This is a genomic window from Pararhizobium sp. P1_E7 (genome assembly GCF_056405855.1).
Genome location: NZ_JBFUBH010000165.1, coordinates 1 through 2,742, shown reverse-complemented (window position 1 = coordinate 2,742; position 2,742 = coordinate 1). Strand labels below are relative to the sequence as shown.

Here is a 2,742-nt window from a genome sequence, read left to right as displayed (position 1 = left end):
ATATTAGGCTGGCTGCGCAGCTTGTAGACGCTCAGTTATGTGGAGTTGTATCGTGGGAAGTCGCGCGTCTGCGGATTCTTGCGGTGTCAGCTCCACATCTCTGCGCAGTGCACGTTAATCGAGGATAAGCAGGTCGGTCTTGGCGAGTGATTTGAGAATCCGGCCATATCGCCCGTCACCCCTTGCAAGGGCGAGCGTGGCGAACAGCCGGGGAACCCGGTGGTAGGCGACGGAGAAATCCTCGCGGCATGCTTTGTGGCCGAGTTCGTAGGCAAGCCAGCTTTTGCCAACACCGGCTGGCCCGGTGATGAGAAGGCTGTGGTGCTTTCTGATCCAGTCGCAGCCGGCAAGCGCCATGAACAGGTTGCGATCGGGGCCGCGTGCTGCACGAAAGTCGGCATTCTCGATCTTTGCATCATGACGCAGCTTGGCAGCCCTCGCGCGGGCTTCGAAGCGCTTCTGGCGGCGCAGCCGAGATGGGGCTTTCGGAACGGCGGGCCTGCCAGATTATATCCGCCGACCGCAAGATGATCCGCTACCGATCCTGCCGACCGCCGGAAGTCGAGCTGCGAACGAAGCTGCGCGATCTGGCCAATGTTCGCCGGCGTTTCGGATGCCGACGACTGTTCATCTTGCTTCGGCGGGAGGAGCCGTCCGGCGTCAATCGTATCTACCGGCTGTATCGCGAGGAGGGTCTTTCCATTCGCAAGCGCAAAGCTAGGCGGCGCGCCGTTGGCATGCGTGCGCCAATCCTCGTCGAAGCAAAGGCAAATGCCCGCTGGTCGCTGGATTTCGTCCACGATCAGTTCGCCTGCGGCAGACGTTTCCGCGTGCTCAACATTGTCGATGATGTCACGCGCGAATGCCTGGCGGCAATCCCGGACACCTCGATCTCCGGCCGACGTGTGGCTCGTGAACTGACGGCACTGATACAACAGCGGGGGAAACCGGGAATGATTGTTTCGGACAACGGCACAGAACTCACCTCGAACGCCATCCTCGCCTGGTCAAAGGATCACAAGGTTGACTGGCACTACATCGCACCAGGAACCCCTACGCTGAACGACAGACAGCGCCTCGATCTCCTGGAAATCTTCGAGGAAAGATATCGGCGGAAATCGACCCTGATCACGGCTCAGCTTCCCGTGGCCGCCTGGCACGAAATGATCGGAGAGGCCACTTTAGCTGATGCGATTTTGGACCGTATTGTTCACAACGCACACCGCATAACGCTCGAAGGCGACAGCATGCGGAAACGAAAAGCACCGACGCTCTTGACCGGCGGCGAAATAACCGAAATCAATCACCCGTAACAGCAACAAAGCAACCGGAACTCGATCGCATCCGTTGTCCGCGACTTAGCGAAATGCTTGTCCGCGACTTGCTGAAACCGCTGTCCCAATTTAGTGAAATCCGCAACTACGTGATGCAAACGGGCGCATATCGCGCTGACCGGCGATTATCTCTGGAATGAAGTTGACGTTCCCCTCGAACGCTTCAGGCGCGATCCGCGCTAACCGCTTCAATCCAAACACCTTCGATTTCCCTTAGCGGGTACTATTGCAGAAATGCCCACCGAGCCCCTAAAAGCCGTGCAAAGCGCCGCAAAGACGACAGCTGCCGTCAGGTCCGCTGCGGCGTCGAGCTTCGCTAAAGGTTCAAGCTATGAAAGAATTGCATCAGCAGCCGACGGTCGAACCGACCCTCCTGTTCAAGCATGAACCGTGCTGCATCTGTTGGGCTCCATGCCTTTTTGTACGCTCTCGCAGATGTTAACGCATCGTAGACATCGCAAATCGAGCAGATGCGGACTGGAACGCTAATTTCGCTGCCGGCAAGCCCCTTCGGGTAGCCCCTCCCATCGATACTTTCATGATGGTGGAGGCAGATGTCCAGTATTACTCTCGACACGCCGCCTTGCGGGGCGAGCAACTCGTAGCCGTGGCGGGGATGCAGGCGGATCTGATCCATTTCCTCGTCGCTGAGCGGCCCGACCTTGTTCAGCACTTTCAGCGGGATGCGCATTTTCCCAATGTCATGGAGAAGTCCACCCATCCCGACGTCACGAACGGTCTCTTCGTCGAGATCGACAGCGCGTGCCAAATGAACCATTAGGCCACTGACGGCGATGGAATGCAGAAAAGTGTATTCGTCTCTGGATTTGAGACGGGTCACTTCGATCAATGCCCTTGAGCTTTGTTGCATGCATATCGCTATATGCCTGACGGCTTGCGCGGCGTGTGAAACCGGAACGGCGCCTCCCATCCTCGCATTTTCGAACATCTCCGTGATCAGCGGCTTCGATTGCTCGATCGTCTCTAAGGCGCGTTTCAGTGAGGGATTTTTGGGTGCTGCTGCGCTTTCCTTCGTGGCCGAAGGTGAGACGACATCCAATCCCTTGTCGGTATCGATGACCACCGCAGCGGCATTACTGCTCTTCAGCTTCTCAACGTCCCTGGCGCGGTCAAGTCGAAATTGGTTACGCCAGAAGGGATGATCTATCCAGTGCCCCTCGATCGCCTCGATGAACATGCCCACCCGTACCTGCTTTAGATTAATGCGTTTGAGCATCGGGCCATCTCATACGTTTCGGGGGCATCAAATCAGTTTTTGACCAAGCGGGTTCGACCGCGGCAAATCGTCTGATTCATTGTGTTTGAATGTACCGAAGTAGTAAAGCGACGTCGATGCAACTTTGCCCCGGCGAAAATCGCCGTTCGCCTGTGATGGGACAACATGGCC

Annotated in this window: 1 protein-coding gene and 2 pseudogenes; 1 reads left to right on the top strand and 2 read right to left on the bottom strand. The window is 57.0% G+C overall.

The window, feature by feature from the left end; translation table 11 throughout:
* Nucleotides 1-117: 117 nt before the first annotated feature.
* Nucleotides 118-468, bottom strand: a pseudogene (locus AC1D17_RS28385) (ATP-binding protein); the annotation flags it as partial.
* A 2-nt stretch (nucleotides 469-470) separates the two neighbouring features.
* On the opposite strand from AC1D17_RS28385, the pseudogene AC1D17_RS28380 reads away from it, so the two are divergent.
* A pseudogene (locus AC1D17_RS28380) lies at nucleotides 471-1,313 on the top strand (DDE-type integrase/transposase/recombinase); the annotation flags it as partial.
* A 337-nt stretch (nucleotides 1,314-1,650) separates the two neighbouring features.
* Here AC1D17_RS28380 and AC1D17_RS28375 read toward each other — a convergent pair.
* Nucleotides 1,651-2,571, bottom strand: a complete 921-nt coding sequence (locus AC1D17_RS28375; protein ID WP_477568549.1) for an HD-GYP domain-containing protein — start codon at nucleotides 2,569-2,571, stop codon at nucleotides 1,651-1,653.
* Nucleotides 2,572-2,742: the final 171 nt, after the last annotated feature.

Coding starts and splice junctions, on each gene's coding strand:
- AC1D17_RS28375 (WP_477568549.1), bottom strand. CDS start 2,571: ATGCTCAAACGCATTAATCTAAAGCAGGTACGGGTGGGCATGTTCATC.